Raw genomic sequence first — 18,299 nt, forward strand, 5'->3', positions numbered from 1 at the left:
ATGAAAACATGGCAAAAGGCCTGCTCGAACAACTTCCCGGCATCGTCGCCGAAGGGCGGCAAACTGCCGAAAAAATATTGGAAAGCCTGGAAGGCCGTCACCGCATCACACTGCAAACCCGCGAATGGGTGTTGTCTGCCAGAGACAATACCCAGAATGATTTGTTTCAAAGCGTAGGTCGGGTTAGCGATAGCGTAACCCGACAAGTCGAAGCCACAAATGTCGGGTTACGGCTAACGCCTCGGCAATTGCTCCTGCATTGCTCTAGCTCTGTCCATAGACCACCCTTTAATGGTGGCATCCCTGCAAGTCGTAACCCGACCTACACATCGGATCAAACTTGGCGCAATCGCCTGATCCACGGCGATAATCTGCTGGCGATGGCCGCACTGCTGGCCGGCGACGACGAGACGCCCAGCCTGCGCGGCAAAATCGATCTGATCTACATCGACCCACCGTTCGATTCCAAAGCCGACTGCCGCACCAAAATCACCCTGCCCGGCATGGAACTGGAACAAAAACCGGCCGTGATCGAACAGTTCGCCTATTCCGATACCTGGGCGGACGGCACGGCGTCCTATCTGGCGATGATCACGCCGCGCCTGATCCTGATGCGCGAGCTATTGCGCGACACCGGCTCGATCTATGTACATCTGGATTGGCATGTGGGGCATTATGTAAAATTGGTTCTGGACGAGGTGTTCGGGAAGGATCATTTCATTAACGAGATCATTTGGCATTACCGAAAATGGTCTCCTCAATCAAAAAACTTCCAACGTAACCACGACACCATTTTTTGGTATGGGAAAAATGCGGAAAATCGTCACTTCATTACCGAATTTCAAGAACAGCCGGCGGGGACTTTAAAACCAGGGAAAGAAAAGAAACGGCAAACCGTTTTTGATGAGTCGGGTAAGCGCCCCGCAACCCGTGCAGATGGTGAGGCGACCGGAAGCTCACTGGCCGATGTATGGGATGGCGGTATTTGGAATATCTCCATGATCAACCCCGCCGCGATTGAACGCGTCGACTACGCAACACAAAAACCTGAACAATTGCTCAAACGAATTCTTCAACATGCCTGCCCCGAAAAAGGTTTAGTCGCCGACTTCTTCGGCGGTTCCGGCACCACCGCCGCGGTCGCGGAGAAGTTGGGCCGCCGCTGGATTACCGCCGATCTCGGCAAACCGGCCTGCATGATCATGCGCAAGCGCCTGATCGACCGGAACGCCCGGCCGTTTTTGTATCAGGCCATCGGCGATTATCAGGCCGAAGCCACTAAATCGCTGGGACAGCAATCCAAAATCGGCGAGCTGGCGCCAATCGTCCTGCAACTGTTCGGCGCGCTGCCGCTGGCGCCGGAAGACAATCCGGAGCACAATCTGGGTTATCTCCCCGCAGGCGCAGCGTCCGTAGGTCGGGTTAGCGACAGCGTAACCCGACTAGTCGAAGCCGCAAACGTCGGGTTACGGCTTACGCCTAACCCGACCTACACAAGTGCCGAGGCAAAAAATAAAACCTTGGTCTACGCCGATTCTCCCAACAAACTCACCGGCGCGGCGACGCTGAAAAAAGCCATCGCCCAGCGCGACACACTGATGGGCGGCTGGGATAAAGTCGTGGTGCTGGGCTGGAATTTCGAGCCATCCATCGGCGAAACCCTTGCCGCGTTGAACGACGACCGCCTGGAAGTCCGGGTGATTCCGCCGGATTTGCCGGACCGGCTGAGAAAGAAAGGCGGCCTCGACAAGCTGAAAGGCGCCGTGCGTTTCGCCGGCTTGCAATATCTGACCATCAAACCGGTGCAAAGGCAGCGGCAAGGCGAAGACGAAATCTTATCCGTCGCCCTCGACAATTACATCCTGCTCTCCCCGGAAGCCATCAACCTCGACGCAACCAACCGCGCCAAATTGCACGGCATCATCGACAGCGAACCGTTGGCGCTGCTCGAATACTGGGCGGTGGACCCAGATTACGACGGCAAACTGTTCCGCTCGGTCTGGCAGAATTATCGCGGCGACAACGACGACCCGCTGCGTGTGGCGACCTTGGCCTGGCTCGTCGTGCCGGCCAAAAACGGCAGCCGCAAGGTGTGCGTGCGGGCGGTGGACGTGTTCGGCTTTGAAGCGGAAGTCGTCGTCGAGGTAGACGCATGAGCGGCAATTCGCCACTGGCGCTGGCTGCCGGGCTGACCGACCAAACCCGGCAATTGTGCATCGGCCTCGAAAACGGCGTTGCCGCTATTTTCGACCAGGTCACGCCGACCACGGCCGCACTTTTACACGGGTGGTTCGGCGAGGAAGCCTGTGCGATACGAAGCCTGAATTTTCATCCGGGGCAAAAACAGGCGATTTTGAATACTATCACCGCCCACGAAATTTATGCCGCTGCCGACTTGCAAAGCCTTTATCGACAAGCCGCGCCCGCTGCGCTATCGACCGGCACGCGTTTGGCCGAAGTATCGCAAAGCAAGCACCGGCATCCGAAATACTGCTTGAAAATGGCGGCCGGCACCGGCAAGACCTGGGTGCTGCAGGCCTTGCTGATCTGGCAGTTGCTGAACAAGAACGCGGCGCTCGCGGAAGGCGTGGATGACGCGCGTTTTACCCGGCATTTTCTGATCGTAACCCCCGGCTTGATCGCTTACGACCGCCTGCTGGATGCATTCTGCGGCAAGCAGACGGAGGGCGGGCGCGATTTCGCGACCTCGGACATCGCGCAATACGCCGAGCTGTTCGTGCCGGAAAACCATCGCGAGGCGGTGTTCCATTTCGTGCGCGGCAATGTCTGCGACAAAACCGAAATCGGCCTGAAAACCACCGGCAACGGCATGATCGCGATTGCCGACTGGCACTTGCTTCGGGAAGCCGGCACGGAAGCCTTCGGCGAAACCAAACTGGAAACGCCGGGCGCCGCGCCCGACCCGCAAGCGGTCGTCAACGCCCTGCTGCCGGTCATGCCGGGCAAAGCGGCGGGGAATAGTCTCGACGTGCTGGACAAACGTTTCGCACGCGGCGACGTACTGGATTTTCTGGCCGGCCTGCCGGAGCTCATGGTGTTCAACCACGCGGCGCTTCACATTCACGACCTCAAGCGCGAGAGCGAAACCACCGAGGTGGAATGGCAACCGAGCCTGACGCGGATCGCCGAGAACAAGGACCGCCGCTTCATGCAAGTGGATTTTTCGGCGACGCCCTATAACACCGTGGGTTCCGGCAAAAACAAACGCAAGGTGTATTTTCCGCACATCATCGCCGATTTCGACCTGAAAACCGCGCTGCGGCAGGGCCTGGTAAAGTCGCCGGTATTGGATAAACGCAAGAAAATCGGCGCGCTGCCGCTGGAATTCAAGGCCGAACGCGACGAGAACGGCAATCCGATCTTAAGCGCAGGCCAGCGGGTGATGCTGCGCGCCGGCTTGCAGAAGCTACGCCAGCTGGAAGCCGGTTTCGCCCGCCTCGATCCCAACCGGCATCCGAAAATGCTGGTGATCTGCGAAGACGCGGCGGTGTTGCCGCGGGTCGTGAATTTCTTCCGCGCGGAAGGACTGGCGGAAATGGATATCATCGCGATCGACTCCGGCAAAAAGGTCGAACTGGGCGAACAGGACTGGGCGCGGGTGCGTGAACGCCTGTTCGAGGTCGACCGGCATGCTACGCCGCGCATCATCGTCAGCGTATCGATGCTGCGCGAAGGTTTCGACGTCAACAACATCTGCGTGATCGTGCCGCTGCGTTCCTCGCAAGCGCCGGTTTTACTGGAACAGAGCATCGGCCGCGGCTTGCGGCTGATGTGGCGCGAGCCTGAATTCGCCGACAGCAAGCGTGAAAACCGCGAACGCATCGCCAGCGGCCGGGAACCGGACAGCCTGATCGATATTCTCTGGATCGTCGAGCATCCGGCGTTCGCGCCGTTTTACGCGGAATGGCTGCAGGAAGGTTTGGCGGGAACCGTCGGCGAAGAACGGCATACCGCCAGCGGCGTCGGCGACATGATTTCGGTCAACTTGCGCGAAGGCTTCGAGGCGTTCGATTTCGCGATACCGTTCATTTTGCATGAGGCGGAAGCGTGGCTGGAACATCGGGAACTCGCTATTGGCAAGCTGCCGCCGTTTTCCGCGTTGAGCCCGGCGCAACTGAAGGCGATGCTCGGCAAAGGCGATGCGTTCGTCTCCCGGGATTTGCAAAGCAGCGCGCTGTTCGGCGATTACCGCATCGACGGCGCGGTGATAAAGGTAACGGGCTATAACGATTTTCTGTCGCGCCTCACCCGGCGTCTTGCCCAGGCGCTCAGCCGGCCGCTACCGAAAGGCAGCCGGATTGCCGCCCCTTATCAGCAAGTCAATACCGCCGAATTGGCCGGATGGCTGGAAAGCTATATTCGCGAACGCTTGTTCGGCCGGCCGTTCGAGCCTTTTGACGGTGAAAACTGGCGCCTGCTGCTGTTGCAGCCGGTCGTCGACCACATCACCCGAGTAATGGCGCCGGCTTTGCTCGAAGCGGCGCAAACGCATGCCGGTAGTACGGGCGAAGTGCATTACCGGCGCCTGTCGGAGCTTAACCAATGGCCGATGCGGGAAAGCTGTTCGCTTGCGGTCGACAAGTGCATTTATCCGCGCCTGCCCTATGCCGCCCGCAATGGCGACCTGGAGAAAGCCTTGATCGAGTGGGCGAACCTCGACGACAGCGTCCGGGCATTTTGTAAAATCAGCGCAACCCGGCATGATTTTGCGAAGCGGCGCTATGTCAGGGAAGACGGCGTGTTCGCGTTTTATGCGCCGGATTTTCTGCTGCGTACCGGCCAGGCGGTTTATCTGGTGGAAACCCAGGCGCAAGCGCAGATTTCATCGCCGAACGCGCAAAGAAAACTGACAGCGGCGGCGGCCTGGTGCGAGAGGATCAACGCGTTGCCGGGCAAAGAGCGTTCGCATTTGACATGGCATTATGCGCCGCTGGGCGAAAGCCTGTTTTACGAATGGCGGCATAAAGGCGAGCGCCTGGCCGAGCTTTGCGACTTCGCCCGCCTAAGCGCGCCGGTTTTGCACGATTCGCAGAACCGCCTGAAATCGGAGCTGTAGGGCGTTTTCGCGATAGCAAAACGCCGAAGGCTTCAAAGCGATGGCGGATTGCCTGACGGCGAATCCGCCCTACCAGCGTTGTAGGGTGTTTTCGCGATAGCAAAACACCAATAGACTTCAAAACTATGTGTGGCGGATTGCCTGGCGGCGAATCCGCCCTACCAGCGTTGTAGGGTGTTTTCGCGATAGCAAAACACCAATAGACTTCAAAGCTATGTGTGGCGGATTGCCTGGCGGCGAATCCGCCCTACCAGCGTTGTAGGGTGTTTTCGCGACAGCAAAACACCAATAGACTTCAAAGCTATGTGTGGCGGATTGCCTGGCGGCGAATCCGCCCTACCAGCTTACAAAACCGTCACAAAGGCGAAAAGCAAGGCGCGAGGCGATCCGATAGCTGCACATGCGTATGCACACAAAGATTGTCATACACCGTAACCCCCGAGATCTGATAAACCGGATACTGGCACACCACGGTGATCCAGGGATGAGATTCGAGCATCTGGTCAAGCTCGGCCTCATAGGAGATCAGCTGTTCGTGTCCCGGCAGATCCGTATGGGCCCAGCCCATCTCTCCGGTCAGCAGCAGCTTTTTGATGCCGTCCGCTTTGGCTTCGGCGGCGATGTTCCGCCAGAACTCCAGCATCCGCGCGGTGTTGAAAAAGCCGCCGATGCTGTAGGATTCGGCCGTGGACAGCAGCAGTAATCGCTTGTCTCCCCGCGAGGCTTCAAAATCCAGCCCCTCGCTCCGGATCCAGTTGATCACGCGCTGACTGTCGCCGTGGTACAAATAGACGATGCGGGCGTCGCTCCCGATATGGTCGAGGAAATGGGAACGGAAAAACTGCCATTGTTCTCTCGGACTTTTGTAAAACGCACAGATATGTTTGCGCGGCTCGCGCCCCAGGAAAGCAGCCTCCGCCTTCTCAGCGGAAGCCGCGGCATTTCCGGAAGTTTCCAGCAGCGATGAGGTGCCGTTTGCGGTCGTCACGAAAGCCAGCAAATCGGCGAGTTTGAAGCGTCTTTCGCTGCGATTGCCGACCCGGTAGCTCTTCAGCACTCCGCTGTTGCTCCATCTTCTGAGCGAGGCCTTGCTTACCTTCAACAAGTCGGCCGCTTCGCTGATCGTCATCAATCTTTCTTTATCGCCCATCTCGAAAACTCGCTAAAAATAATTAGGTTGTCCGCTTTTTTACGCCGCCTGTCTGATCCGGCGCGAGATAGCTCCTAAACAGCACCGCTTCGTCGAGATCGGCGGTCTCATCGACCACGTGGACGCTGTTGCCGACGCCATAGGCCGGCGTTCCGGAACTGTAGGCCGGCTTGCTTGACCAGCCTGCCGTCGACCTACTCCTGCGGGTCTTCAATGCGCTACTGCGCGTCCCGGGCGCGACCGATGTAGTCCGCGGTCTCGTCGTTATGGAGTTCTGCCGCACTCGTCATGGCTTCCTCTCCTGACTCGAACCTTAAGAAGGGCGTAAAGACCACCGAAAAGCATTTATTTATGGTTCAACTTTACCATTGTGTACAACTATGAAAAAGCATTAATTTAACCTGAGTTCGGGATAAGAAACGACAAACCCATGCGCTCATTTATCAAAGTCACATGCGGATTAAGTGCTAAAGGCTGTTATGCTGTGAAAGCAGTTTATATAAATCCCCCTGCCCCCTTTTTCAAAGGGGGGAAAGCGGTATTGTCACACGCTAATTGTTGTCGATGTAGCCAATGCTCCAGCGCTCCCTTTTCAAAAGAGGGGAGGCTGCATGGTCAAAGGGGCGAGGGCAAAAGTCGCTTCAACCATGGCCCAACCGACATCTTCCTTTGATAAAGAGAGCGGGCATGCTGGCGACATCCCTCCTTTGAAAAAGGGGGCAAGGGGGATTTGCTCTGCAATTAGTGGATGGGGCAACGCCGATGCAGCGCTCAATTCGCATTCAATCTGACTGTCTCAGACCTAACGGCTTATCCCAAATTCGGGTCGATTTACCAAACGACCATTATGAATGACTCATAATTATGCAAAAGAAAAGCGAGAAAAAGCGATTGCGCATAAAAAAGCCTCCTTGACCAACCAGCCAACGAGGCTTGGAAATGGACGCCAAACGCAATGTTAAATCATTACAAAATCGGACGCCTGCAGCTCTTCATGCACCTGAACGCCTATCAAGGCGATTTCGACGGCCGCCGCCTTGCCGCTGCCGTCTTTGTCGTAGGCCAATACCCCGGTATTTGCATCATAGACCAGATAGGCTTTCTGGCCTTGCGCCTCGCCGGAGGCTTTGAACCAAATCTCGGATGCCTCGACCGAGGGCCCCAGTTTTTTGAACAGCGAAGCTTTCAAGGCGATTTTATCTTCGTTCGAAACGAAGTCGGTGACCGTGTCGACATTCTTCTTTGCATTGAGCGGGGTGTCGAAAACGAAGCGGTCCGAACCGGCGCCGCCGGTCAAGGTATCGTTGCCTTTCACGCCGTTCAGTATGTTGTCTCCGGCATTGCCGATCAAGACGTTGTTCGACGCATTGCCCTTGCCGCTGATGTTGCCCGTGCCGGTAAGGATCAAATTCTCGACGTTATTCGGCAAGGTATAGCTGACATCGGAATAGACGGTATCGCTGCCTTGTTTGCCGGCTTCTTTTATCTTGGCGCCCGCATCGTGAACGATATAAGTATCGTCCCCTTTCCCGCCGGCCAGCTTGGCTCCCGGCGCGGCGGCACTGTCGAAGACGTCGCCGCCGTCGCTTCCCTTCAACGTGCCTTTAACGGGCTGTCCGGTCACATTGACCGCAGGCAGAATGGCAAGGCTATTGCTGAGTACCGATTCCAGGGTGCCTGCGCCATCGGTATAACTCGCCTGCACGGACAGGCTTTGCCCCAAATCGTCCTGGCCTATGACGTAGCTCGAAGTGTTCGCGCCCGAAATCGGATCGCCGTTTCTCAACCATTGATAACCGATGACGCCCAGGCCGTCGGGGTCGGCCAGCGTATTGCCGGCGGTCAGCGTCTGGCCTTCCGACGTTTGCCCGCTGATAGTAACGGCGCCGGTCGGCGAATCGTTCGCCGGCGCCACCTGGATCGTAACCGTTTTCGGCTCCGACGCCGCCGCTCCGTCCGTGGCCGTATAAGCGAAGTCGGACGACCCGTTCCAGTTGTGGTCCGGAACGAAGTACAGTACGGCAGCGGCAAGCGGCGTATCGACCGCGACCGCCTGAGTGAGCGCGGCATCCTGGTACAAGGTCCCGTTCTGCGGCAATGAAGCGGCTTTATAAATGGCGGCATTGTTATTGCTCGACAACTGGATCGCGATGGAAACGGCATCTTCCTCACCGTCGACGGACACCTCATTCGCGACAGGCGCCACATCTACCTCGGCAATGTTGATTGTCGCGGTTCTCGCGGCGGACTCCAATGCGCCGTCGGTCGCTTTATAATCGAAAGCGGTCGAACCGTTCCAATTGGCGTCGGGCACGAAATATAATTCGTTCCCGCCAAACGCCACGCCGACAACAACCGGCGCCGTCAGGGCCGCATCGCTGTAAAGCGTGCCGTGCGCCGGCAAACTCAGCACCACGTATTGCACGCTGCTATCGACATCGCTGCCCTGAAGTGTCACTTTCACGGAATCGGCATTTTCCATGTCGTTGACCATCACATCGTCGGCAGCCGGCGCATCGTTCACATTCGTAACGGTCAAGGTAAAGGTGCCGGCTACGCTGGCGCCCTGGCTGTCCGTCGCCGTGACCTTGACATGGATTTGGCCGACCTCGCCGTTTCCGGGAGTACCGGTAAAAGTTCTGGATTCGGCATCGAACGCCAGCCATCCGGGCAGCGCCCCGCTGCCTACCGGTGCGCCCGCCCCGTCGACCCATGCCGCGGCATAGGACAGCGTATCGGCGGCGTCCGCATCGGCAAAACTGTCCTCAGGTACCGAATAGCTGAAAACGCTATCTTCGGCGGCCGTTTGGTCGGCAAGCGCATGTTCGAGGGTCGGCGGCGTGTTCGGATCAATGACGACTCCGGTATCGATCACTCCGGCAGTCGTCGGGTTGTTGGCATAATCGTCGTCTACTGCCGCCAAATCGATCGTGTAATTACCGCCCGCCGTCAAACTTCGGATGCCGATATAGTAATCGCCGGACGCCGCCGGCATAAAGCCGAGTTTCGTGCCAATTGCGTCCGTTTGCCCTACGATGTTGCCGCTCGCATCGTAGATGACGAAAAACGCACTCCCGGAATCGGAAGTGACCGCATACAGGGTATTCGCCTGCAAAGCGGCTTTGAACCAATCCTGATCGCCCGCCAGGTTGAAAATACCGCTTGCACTGCCGCCGACTTCGATCGTGCCGGTCGTCGTGGTATTGTCGGTGTAGTCGTCCGGCGACGCCTCAACGTTCAACGTATAACCTCCCGGCGCAGTCCCGCTGATGCCGAGATAGTAAGTCCCCGAAACCGCCGGCATGAAACTGGAACCCGACACACCGACCGGGAGACCGTTTTCATCATAAACGAACACCAGCGCCGTGTCCTGCTCGCCAGCCGCCGTATAGTCGGCCGACAAGGCGTACAATTGATTCGCGTTCAAAGTGACCTGAAACCAGTCGCGATCGCCGTCCGCATTGATAATGCCCGTGGCGCTTTCGCCGACCGCAGCCGTGCCGGTCGTGGAGGCATTGTCGGTATAATCGTCCGGAGACGACGTCAGATTCAGCGTGTAGGCACCGGCCGCCGTGCCGCCGACGCCAAGATAGTAAGTGCCGGAAGCCGACGGCATAAAACTGCCTCCCGCCACGCCGACCGGCACGCCGTTCTCATCGTACACGAACACCCATCCGACATCCTGGTCACCGGCCTCCGTATAATTGACGGACATCGTATACAGCGTATTTTCGCTCAGGGTCGTTTTGAACCAGTCCTGATCGTCCGGAATATCGAGTATGCCGGTCGCGTTGCCGCCGACTTCGATCATACCGGTCGTGGTCGGATTGTTCGTATAATCGTCCGGCGATTCGCTCAGATTCAGCGCATAATCGCCTTCTGCCGTGCCGCTGACGCTGATGTAGTAGTTACCGGAGGTCGCCGGCATGAATGCCGCACCCAACCCGGAAGCCGCGTTGCCGTCGGCGCCGAAAATGGAAACGAAATAATTGGGATCGAGCGAGGACAATACAAAGGATCGGCAGAAGCCAGGATCGCCTGCCCACTACTGCGCGGGCCGGCTCACATGCGCGGCCAGCGCAACGGCATGACATGCGGTAGGGAACCTCCTTCCGGGTATTCGGGCGTCAGGTTTCCGAAGCACCGGGGAAACGGTCCCGGTCAATAAGGGCTGACGGGCGGAGTCAACTCCTTATCCAGCTCTTCATCGATATTGAAGTGATACTCTTCATGCGCCTTGTCCTGCGGAATCTTGCCGTCGTGCACCAGATATTCGCGCTGCTGGAGATAGGCGTTCTTGAAGAACTCGTAACGGTCCAACGCCGCTTCGGTGGCAATCTTCTCGGAGGTGAGGTTGTCGGCCCGAAAGTCGACCGCATTCGTCGCAAAGAGACCACCGGATATGGCGGTGGAAATACCGGTAGACAAGCCCAAACTCACGTAACTGATCGGATTCATCGCCGCATCGCCCATCAAGCCCCCCACGCCGCGCGGCGAACTGGGGCCGAAAAACGGCAGCACCAGATAAGGGCCGGTCGGAGTGCCCCAATAACCCAGCGTCTGATCGAAATCTTCGTTATGTTTTTGCAGGTGGATCATCGAGGCCACATCGATAAAACCCGCAAGGCCGGCCGTCGTATTCACCAGAAAGCGCGCGCCGTCCTGCCCGCCCTGAGCCATTTTCATCTGCAGCAAGTCGTTGATCGTGACGCCGATATCGCCGATATTGCTGAAAAAATTGGTAATCCCGCGATCGACGAAGTGGGGAGTGATCCATTGATAACCTTGCGCGACCGGTTTCATCACGTAGTCGTCGAGATTGTCGTTAAAGGATTGCATGTTGCGATTAAACCCTTCCCACGGATCGCGCTCATCCTTCAATGCGCTCGCGCAACCGGCCGCTAACGATGCCAAGCCCAATATTGCCCATTTCATTAGTATCTTAAACTTTTGCATTTGGCTCACTCTATTCCGCTATGGTTTCAATACCGTTAAACTTTGCGTAACATATCATAAATGTAACCGCTCTTCGAGCGCACCACGGCCTCATTCTATCAACTCGCTTAATTCCTTTTTTAATGGATATATCCTCACTTCCTCTAGGCAAACGTTTTAGAGGTTATTTACCTGTCATTATAGACATCGAAACGGCCGGATTTAATCCGAAGAAGAACGCCTTGCTGGAAATTGCGGCAGTCATCGTAGAATTCAACGCGGAAGGCGATCTGGAGATCACCGAACGTTATTCGACTCATGTGATTCCGTTCAAAAATGCCGAGCTCGACGAATCGGCGCTCAAATTCAACGGCATCGATCCCTATCATCCGTTCCGGATGGCGGTCGACGAGGACGAAGCGCTGCACATGATTTTCAGACCCATCCGGCAGGCGGTCAAACGCAATCTCTGCACCCGCGCCATCCTGGTCGGGCACAATCCGGCGTTCGATTTGAGCTTCCTGAATGCGGCGATTCAGCGCACGCAAAACAAACGCAGCCCGTTCCATCCGTTCAGCACCTTCGACACCGCCACGCTGGGCGGTCTCGCCTATCAGGAAACGGTACTGGCCAAAATCGCCAAAGCCGCCGGCCTCGAATGGGACAACGAGAAGGCCCATTCGGCGCTGTACGATGCGGAAATGACCGCCGCGCTATTCTGCAAGATCGTGAACCGGTGGAAGCAGCTGGAAACGGCGGCAGGGAAACTTTAAGCGCGGTGCAGGCATGAGGTCAAAGCGTGTAGGACGGATGCCGTCGCGACTACCGGGAGGCAGGAGTTAGAGCAACGCGGGGAGCGGTTGCCGAGGCGATCCGCCATCCTACGGCGGAACCGCTGGCGCGTTCCGCCTTACGGGTTGATTATTTTTTACGTACGTAGGCCATCCTTAATAGAGTCAGTTAACTTGAAATACAAGGATAGAGTTTGGCCAATTTTCGCCGTGCTTTTTGAGTCGTAAACGGCCAGTTAACCAATGCACTTTGTCCTCTAACAGCCGAAATATCAAAGCCTTGCGATAACCGCTTTTGGCAATCCGTTCATGCCGGCAACGCCGTGGTTGGTTTTGGGTTCATTGGGTCAGGCGAACTGCGGAGTTCGCAGCACCCTGTAAGCATTCGGTTTAATTCCCGCCTACTTTTTAATGGCGCGTAGTATCTGGAAAAGTTAGGCCGTTGTAATGGGAGAACTGCAGAAGTTTTTAGCGCTTTCGTACTTTACAAGCATTGACGCTGCCTTTGAAAAGCCCGTATGATGAACTATCGCCGTCAACCAGGAACTCCGCCATGGGACAAGAAATCACGCGGACCCAGTTTGAAGAAAGCGATTTTATCGCTTTCCGCCAGAAACTCGCCCGGGAAACGACTTTGCTCAAGCAGGTAATCGAACGGAACTCGTGCTCGAAGCAGCCGCCCGTTGCCGGGTTCGAGCTCGAAGCCTGGCTGGTCGACAGGGCGATGCGTCCCGCGCCGGTCAATAAACAGTATCTGGAAACGCTGAGCGATCCGTTGGCCAGCGCCGAGCTCGCGAAGTTCAATTTCGAACTGAATTGCGAACCGGCGCCCCTGACCGGCAATGTCTTCGGCCAGTTGCACGAGCGCCTGGAGCGCACCTGGCAAAACGCCGTCCGCCATGCCGAAAGAATGGATCATAGCGCGGTCATGATCGGCATTCTGCCGACTCTTGCGCAAAGCGACCTGCACCTCGGCAACATGTCCGAGATGCACCGTTACCGGGCCTTGAACGAGCAGATCCTGCAGGCGCGCGGGATGCCGATCCATATCGATATCCACGGCCTCGAACATCTCAGATTCGACCATTACGATGTAATGATCGAATCGGCGACGACCTCTTTTCAAACGCACATTCAACTGCCGCTGAAATGGGCGCACCATTTTTATAACGCCTCGCTGATCGCTTCCGCTCCCGTCGTAGCGATCAGCGCCAATTCGCCGTTTCTGTTCGGCAAGGAGCTCTGGCACGAAACCCGGATTCCGCTCTTCGAACAGGCCGCAGAAACAGGCGGTTACAATGGGGCAGCGCGCGGCCCGCTGCATCGCGTCAGCTTTGGCTCGGGCTATTTGCGGCAGTCGGTGTTCGAATGTTTCGAAGAAAATCTCGGGCATTTTCCGCCCTTGCTGCCGGTCAATCAGGACACTGACGCCGAACAGTTCGCGCATTTGCGCCTCCACAACGGCACGATCTGGCGCTGGAACCGGCCCCTGATCGGCTTCGACGCGGACGGCACGCCCCATATCCGGATCGAGCACCGGACACCGGCTTCCGGCCCGACCCCGGTCGATGCGATCGCCAATGCGGCGTTCTATTTCGGCCTGGCGCAAAACCTCTGCGAGCAGGCGATGCAGCATGGCCTGCCGCTGACTTTCCCGGCGGCCAAGGACAACTTCTATCATGCCGCCCGGCACGGCCTCGACAGCACGCTCGTCTGGTCCGACGGTTCCCGGCACCGGATCGAGCAGCTTTTGCAAACCGAGTTCCTGCCGCGCGCGGTTAAAGGCTTACAGTCATTCGGCGTCAATGCGTCCGACATCGACGATTATTTGGGAATCATCCGCCAACGCCTCGCGAACAAGCAAAACGGCTGCGGCTGGCAAAGGCGCTATGCGAGGAAACATCAACACGATTTTGCGGCGATGACCCGTTCCTATCTAAAAAATCAGAACAGCGGCAAACCGGTCGGTGAATGGCAGTGACGGAGCGTCTTTTTACCCAATTGAACAGCCTGCCGGCCGGCTTGCCGGATATCGACACGGCAGGTTTGCGGGCGCTGTTGCCAAAACCCACGCTGATCCATCTGACGGGCAGGCTGGACGAGCCGCTGTTCGTCTCGGTGCTCTTGCACGGCAACGAACCGACCGGCTTCATGGCCGTGCAGCGCCTGCTCAAAAAATACCGGGATCGGGAATTACCGCGGTCGCTCGCGCTCTTTTTCGGCAATGTCGAGGCGGCCGAGCGCGATGTCAGGCGCCTGGAAAATCAGCCCGACTACAACCGCATCTGGCCCGGCACCGAATTGCCGGCTTCCCCGGAAACCGCGATGGCGGCGGCCGTATTCGAGGCGATGCGGGAACGCCGGCCCTTCGCAAGCATCGATATCCATAACAATACCGGCCTGAATCCGCATTACGCCTGCGTCAACCGGCTCGATAACCGTTTTTTGCAACTGGCGGCGCTGTTCGGGCGGCTGGTCGTTTATTTCAGACGCCCTACCGGCGTGCAGTCGGCCGCGTTCGCCGAATTATGCCCGTCGGTAACCCTGGAATGCGGACGGCCCGGCCAGCAATACGGCGTCGACCATGCGTTCGAGTTCCTGGACAGCTGCCTGCACCTGTCCGCGTTGCCGGAGCAGCCGGTGCACGCCGGCGACATCGACCTGTTCCATACGGTCGCGCAGGTCCGGATTGCCGACCCTGTCTCGTTCAGCTTCAGCCGAAGCGACTCGGACCTGTTATTGAGCGAAGATCTGGAGCGGATGAATTTTACCGAAATTGCGGCGGGCACGGTGCTGGGGCAGGCTCGCAACGTCCCGCTTTCCTCCCTCCTGCTCGTCCAGGACGAACAGGGCCATGATGTGGCCGGCCAGTTCTTCCGCCTGAACAACGGCATCCTGCAAATCACCCGCCCGACGATGCCTTCGATGCTGACGCTGGATGAACGCGTGATCCGACAGGATTGCCTGTGTTATTTGATGGAACGCCTGAATTTTTCCTGACTCCACGACTCCCGCCGATGAACGAACCCTTTACCCTGCATCCGCGCCTGGCGGAAGATGCCGTCACGCTCGGACGCTTCGGCTTGTGCCGGCTCCTGCTGATGAACGACAGCCGTTATCCCTGGTTTATTCTGGTGCCGGAGAAAACCGGTCTGACCGAAATTTATCAATTAAGTCAGGCCGATCAGATCATCTTGACGGCGGAATCGAGTCTTCTCGCGGAAAATCTTGCGGCCTTCTACCAGGCCGACAAAATGAATATCGCGGCGATCGGCAACCTGGTTCCCCAGCTCCATATTCATCATATCGTGAGATATAAGACCGACGCGGCTTGGCCTGCTCCGGTATGGGGAAAATTCGACCGTATCCCTTATACCCAAGATCGGATCGCTGCGATTACAGAACAGGTGCAGGCCTGTTTTGGAAATTTTTTGATCGAGACTTAAAAGGTCAATCCCGAACCACCGGACCGAGGAAACGCCCGGAACCTGTGTCTGGTATGGGTCTGTCCCCAGTGTTTCACCACGCGGGCTTTTGGAAGTTCTTTCGATCTTTTTCAATGTGACGGGGAAAAGAGGTTCAGCAACCTGTAGGGCGTTTTCGCGATAGCAAAACGCCGACAGCCTTCAAAGCCATGGCGGATTGCCTAGCGGCGAATCCGCCCTACGATTTTCGAACAAATAAAGTCCGTTTTAGCGTTTTAGTCGAGGTTTAAAAACCCGAGGAAAGGAGGGACCGGAGCCGCAGGCATCTGCCTGCGGCTCCGGTTGAAACGGCAAGGTCACTTGCCGATCTTGAGCGCCAAAAAGATCGGATTACCGCGCCGCTGAACCAGCAGCGCAATCGGTTTGCCTTCCGGCAGGTTTTTGACCGCCTTGTTGAAATCGGCGACGTTTTTGATCGCCGTGCTCTGAATGCGCAAAATCACATCACCCGGCTGGATTCCGGCCTCTTTGGCCGGCCCCTTGCCGACGTTTTGCACGAGCACTCCGTTCTTCGTCACTTCCAGCGCTTCCCGCTGTTCGGCGGTCGGTTCGGTAACGATAATGCCGAGTTTATTGTCGGATTTGATCTGGCCTTTATTGCCGATATCCGCCAACTTTTCCTCTTGCTCGGGCAGCAAACCGATCTGGATCGGCACGGTCATCGTCTCGCCCTGGCGGATCAGCTTGATTTCCGCTTTTTCATCGATCGGCGTCATGCCGACCATCGGCGGCAGCTCGCCCGAGGTTTCGATTTCATGGCCGTTGAATTCGGTGATGATGTCGCCGATTTGAATATCGGCTTTCTCCGCCGGGCTTCCCGGAACGACCTTCGCGACCAGCGCGCCATGCGGGCGCTTCATCCCGAACGATTCGGCCAGCTCGCGGGTAACGTCCTGGATTTGCACGCCGAGCCACCCGCGCGACACTTTGCCTTTCGTCTTGATCTGATCGACGACATTGCTGACCACGTCCATCGGGATCGCGAACGACAAGCCCATGAAACCGCCTGTCCGGCTATAGATCTGCGAATTGATGCCAACGACTTCCCCGTTCATGTTGAACAGCGGTCCGCCCGAATTGCCCGGATTGATCGCGACGTCGGTCTGGATGAACGGCACGTAATTGCCGCCGGGCAGGCTGCGCCCTTTCGCGCTGACGATGCCGGCCGTTACCGACTGCTCGAAGCCGAAAGGCGAACCGATCGCCAGCACCCATTCGCCGACCTGCAATTTTTCCGGCGATCCGATCGTCACGGTCGGCAAGTCTTTGGCTTCCACTTTCAGTAGGGCGACATCGGTCCGCGCATCGGAACCGACCAGTTTTGCAACCAGCTCCCTTCTGTCGGTCAGCTTGACGACGATTTCGTCGGCATCCTTGACCACGTGATGATTGGTCAGCACATAGCCGTCCGACGAGATGATGAATCCGGAACCCAACGATTGCGTATCCCTGGGAATGTAATCCCCTCCAGGCCCATTGAAGAAGTGTTTGAAGAATTCTTCCATTTCCGGAGGCAAGCCTTCGGGCAACTGTTGTTCGGGAGGAAGATTGCTGGCTTCCGGAGAAGCTTTTTGGGTAGTGCTGATGTTGACGACCGCCACGCCGTTTCTTTTGACCATTTCGGTAAAATCAGGCAATTGCGCGTACGCAGCATGGCCCCACAAAAAGACCAGAAAAACGGACCAACCGAGCCTTTTAAGCATAAAGTTTCTAATCCCAATCAATAAAAATTATCACCTGTCCGCTCATGGGTATGGGCGGCAGGGCCGAAAATAAATTGTTCAAAAATCAAAAAGTACCGATTCGCACAGCTTGGTCGAACAAGGGAGCGCAAGGGAAAAAAGCTCGAAGCGCCACATGCCGGGAAAGCCCTGCCGGCTTCCCGGTGCATCGATCCGGCTTTATTGCGCATCGGAAGTTATTCTGGCTGAAGTTTCCGAACGATTGGCGGATTCAACCTGACGCCCTCAACGATGGATTTCACGGTCTCCGGCGGCGCCTCGCCCATTGCCGTTATCTGATAATCTTCGAGACTCAGGCTGTAGTAGTTGATTGCGCCGACCGACCGCAGCCCCAGATCCATCTCGGGATTTTTGTTTTCCTTATAGACCGAAATGGACGTGATGCCGTCGCTCATCAATAAATAATCGACGGGCAAATGGGAATCGTGCATCGTTTTTCGCGCAAAATAGATCGGCCTGAAACCGGCCGGCGAATCCGTTACGGTAAACGGTAAAACGCCGGCATTGCCGTCTTTTATTGCCTGCCCCGCCAACATATTTGCTCGTCCGACCTCAGCTCTCGCTTCCCTGAACGGCAATGCCGCCCTGACATGCTGTTCGGTGAACACGACCTGTTCGAGAAGCGCGCCCGAAACATCGTAGACGGCGATTTTCAGCGGCAAGAACTGGAGCTTTTCGACCCAGATCCGCCGTCCATAGCGGAATTGGTCTTTCGGTTCAATATCGATCACATAGGCGGGAAGCATCGCCACGTCTTCTTTACCGGCGAGCGAGAATTCATAAAAATCGTCCAGCTCGGCCAGCGTCCTGGAAAAATTGACCAAAAAAGAGCGCTCGTAGGGCCGATGGTCGAACACCACGTCTTGCGTATCGTTGTAACGGCAACTGACCACATCGCCGTTTCTGACGACCTCCCGCAAGGGCGAGTTCAAAGCGACCAGGCGCTCCTGCTCCTTTCCACGATCGACCGCATGAAAATATTTCATGGTTTCGAGCCTTCCGTTGCGCCAGAACACCACAGTGCCTTCGTAATTGAGAGTCCTCAAAGCCTGGATCATATTCGTCAAGATCTGTCTGGCAGTTAACTTGTTATCTTCAGCGAAAACCGATCCGGTTGAA

The 18,299-nt window shown here is 56.9% G+C and carries 12 protein-coding genes; 6 read left to right on the forward strand and 6 right to left on the reverse strand.

The features are described 5' to 3' along the window. Window positions 1-8 precede the first annotated feature (8 nt). Together METAL_RS18395 and METAL_RS18400 are read left to right on the forward strand one after the other, a co-directional pair. Window positions 9-2,156 (forward strand): DNA methyltransferase, encoded by a 2,148-nt coding sequence (locus METAL_RS18395; protein WP_005374785.1) that lies wholly within the window; start codon window positions 9-11, stop codon window positions 2,154-2,156. Next, window positions 2,153-5,077, forward strand: a complete 2,925-nt coding sequence (locus tag METAL_RS18400; protein ID WP_005374787.1) for a DEAD/DEAH box helicase family protein — start codon at window positions 2,153-2,155, stop codon at window positions 5,075-5,077. Before METAL_RS18395 ends, METAL_RS18400 begins: the two co-directional genes overlap by 4 nt. Before the next feature lie 355 nt (window positions 5,078-5,432). On the opposite strand, the gene METAL_RS18405 is transcribed toward METAL_RS18400, so the two are convergent. From METAL_RS18405 to METAL_RS18420, 4 genes are all read right to left on the reverse strand, one after another. Beyond that, complete coding sequence (locus METAL_RS18405; RefSeq protein ID WP_005374789.1) at window positions 5,433-6,227, reverse strand: MEDS domain-containing protein; 795 nt, start codon at window positions 6,225-6,227, stop codon at window positions 5,433-5,435. Between the two features lie 22 nt (window positions 6,228-6,249). Further along, window positions 6,250-6,441, reverse strand: coding sequence for a hypothetical protein (locus METAL_RS18410; protein WP_040578388.1), 192 nt, complete (start codon window positions 6,439-6,441; stop codon window positions 6,250-6,252). A gap of 744 nt (window positions 6,442-7,185) precedes the next feature. Beyond that, window positions 7,186-10,236 carry a putative Ig domain-containing protein gene (locus METAL_RS21900; RefSeq protein ID WP_005374791.1) on the reverse strand — a complete coding sequence of 1,017 codons (3,051 nt, stop codon included), beginning with the start codon at window positions 10,234-10,236 and terminating at the stop codon, window positions 7,186-7,188. A 152-nt stretch (window positions 10,237-10,388) separates the two neighbouring features. Further along, on the reverse strand, window positions 10,389-11,183 hold the full coding sequence (locus METAL_RS18420; RefSeq protein WP_005374793.1) for an MlaA family lipoprotein: 795 nt from the start codon (window positions 11,181-11,183) through the stop codon (window positions 10,389-10,391). A gap of 122 nt (window positions 11,184-11,305) precedes the next feature. Here METAL_RS18420 and rnt point away from each other — a divergent pair, with 122 nt between their 5' ends. The 4 genes from rnt to METAL_RS18440 all read left to right on the forward strand — a co-directional run bounded on the left by rnt (window position 11,306) and on the right by METAL_RS18440 (window position 15,399). Continuing rightward, a complete protein-coding gene (gene rnt, locus METAL_RS18425) occupies window positions 11,306-11,935 on the forward strand; it encodes a ribonuclease T (RefSeq protein WP_005374796.1) in 630 nt (209 codons plus the stop codon). A 571-nt stretch (window positions 11,936-12,506) separates the two neighbouring features. Then, a complete protein-coding gene (locus tag METAL_RS18430) occupies window positions 12,507-13,934 on the forward strand; it encodes a glutamate-cysteine ligase family protein (protein ID WP_005374798.1) in 1,428 nt (475 codons plus the stop codon). Continuing rightward, window positions 13,925-14,953, forward strand: a complete 1,029-nt coding sequence (locus METAL_RS18435) for a M14 family metallopeptidase (RefSeq protein WP_005374799.1) — start codon at window positions 13,925-13,927, stop codon at window positions 14,951-14,953. The genes METAL_RS18430 and METAL_RS18435 overlap by 10 nt, the downstream gene beginning before the upstream one ends. A 17-nt stretch (window positions 14,954-14,970) precedes the next feature. Further along, complete coding sequence (locus tag METAL_RS18440; protein WP_005374801.1) at window positions 14,971-15,399, forward strand: HIT domain-containing protein; 429 nt, start codon at window positions 14,971-14,973, stop codon at window positions 15,397-15,399. Window positions 15,400-15,734: 335 nt separating this feature from the next. Here METAL_RS18440 and METAL_RS18445 read toward each other — a convergent pair whose 3' ends face one another. After that, a complete protein-coding gene (locus METAL_RS18445; RefSeq protein ID WP_005374802.1) occupies window positions 15,735-17,141 on the reverse strand; it encodes a DegQ family serine endoprotease in 1,407 nt (468 codons plus the stop codon). A gap of 215 nt (window positions 17,142-17,356) precedes the next feature. Beyond that, window positions 17,357-18,247: a MucB/RseB C-terminal domain-containing protein gene (locus METAL_RS18450; protein ID WP_281023973.1), complete on the reverse strand. Its 891-nt coding sequence runs from the start codon at window positions 18,245-18,247 to the stop codon at window positions 17,357-17,359. Window positions 18,248-18,299 lie beyond the last annotated feature (52 nt).

The sequence above is a fragment of the Methylomicrobium album BG8 genome (assembly GCF_000214275.2).
In the GTDB taxonomy this organism is placed as follows: domain Bacteria; phylum Pseudomonadota; class Gammaproteobacteria; order Methylococcales; family Methylomonadaceae; genus Methylomicrobium; species Methylomicrobium agile.

Excerpts from the sequence above, each read along its gene's own strand:
- METAL_RS18395 (WP_005374785.1), top strand. The coding sequence starts at position 9 with ATGGCAAAAGGCCTGCTCGAACAACTTCCCGGCATCGTCGCCGAAGGG.
- METAL_RS18400 (WP_005374787.1), top strand. The coding sequence starts at position 2,153 with ATGAGCGGCAATTCGCCACTGGCGCTGGCTGCCGGGCTGACCGACCAA.
- METAL_RS18405 (WP_005374789.1), bottom strand. The coding sequence starts at position 6,227 with ATGGGCGATAAAGAAAGATTGATGACGATCAGCGAAGCGGCCGACTTG.
- METAL_RS18420 (WP_005374793.1), bottom strand. The coding sequence starts at position 11,183 with ATGCAAAAGTTTAAGATACTAATGAAATGGGCAATATTGGGCTTGGCA.
- rnt (WP_005374796.1), top strand. The coding sequence starts at position 11,306 with ATGGATATATCCTCACTTCCTCTAGGCAAACGTTTTAGAGGTTATTTA.
- METAL_RS18430 (WP_005374798.1), top strand. The coding sequence starts at position 12,507 with ATGGGACAAGAAATCACGCGGACCCAGTTTGAAGAAAGCGATTTTATC.
- METAL_RS18435 (WP_005374799.1), top strand. The coding sequence starts at position 13,925 with ATGGCAGTGACGGAGCGTCTTTTTACCCAATTGAACAGCCTGCCGGCC.
- METAL_RS18440 (WP_005374801.1), top strand. The coding sequence starts at position 14,971 with ATGAACGAACCCTTTACCCTGCATCCGCGCCTGGCGGAAGATGCCGTC.
- METAL_RS18445 (WP_005374802.1), bottom strand. The coding sequence starts at position 17,141 with ATGCTTAAAAGGCTCGGTTGGTCCGTTTTTCTGGTCTTTTTGTGGGGC.